Genomic DNA, 800 nt, shown 5'->3' with positions numbered 1-800 from the left:
AAGTAATCGTACCGTTTTTCTTTCCGGTCTCTTTATCGACATCATAGCTCACCGCGCCGTCTGCCTTTTTTTCAACCCGCGATATAGCTTCGTTAGCATTTTTTTCTACCTTCCAAAGTTGTCCGCCATTAACAGCTTCTTTTGAGTTTTCTGAAACATCACCATTCGCTACATTTGCAATTTTTTTGTCATCCGCATTATAGGCGCTTCCATCCAACATTAAAACATCATCGTCTTCGGATAACACATCAGGTGAATTATCAGAAGTCGTTATCGGAGATATATTTTCTTTATCCATGAAACGAGCTGAACTTCTCATAAAAGGAAAGCCGTCGGCAATAATATCACTCGGATCATCATTTTTTTGATGTCCCGTACCTTCTCCAGTAATGTTATTAATCTGCTGTTGTAAGCCTGCGATAGCACCATTAACGCCAACAAATGCAGACGCGACATTCGTATACTTTTTCTCAATCTCATTACCATCCTTATCAAAGGATTTAACTGTAAAAACAGGGCCTGACCATTTTCCCTCTGCATCATATCCAGCACCATCGCCAAAATAATGTGCAAATGTCTGAGACATCCAATAAAGCTGTCTACCATTTACGGCTTCAGTCGATGTTTTTGTAAATGCTCCGTCCTTAATACCAGAGAGAACTCGTGGGGTATTCACGTCGTTTGCAAGATTTATTTCATTGCCACCTTTGTCCCCACCAATCGTAATAAGCCCAGCGCTATTTTGCTTAACAAAACTGTCACCTGTTCCATTTTCAATCTTTAGATTAAGATTTGTGAAA

Annotated in this window: 1 pseudogene; it reads right to left on the bottom strand. The window is 39.9% G+C overall.

From position 1 onward, the window contains the following. A pseudogene (locus tag B5V81_RS08595) lies at positions 1–800 on the bottom strand (hypothetical protein); the annotation flags it as partial.

Origin of the sequence: Bartonella queenslandensis (genome assembly GCF_018155095.1) — a bacterium.
GTDB classification, from domain to species: domain Bacteria; phylum Pseudomonadota; class Alphaproteobacteria; order Rhizobiales; family Rhizobiaceae; genus Bartonella; species Bartonella queenslandensis_B.
The sequence above is the reverse complement of the archived record's forward strand: the minus strand, read 5'-3'. Positions and strand labels throughout refer to the sequence as shown.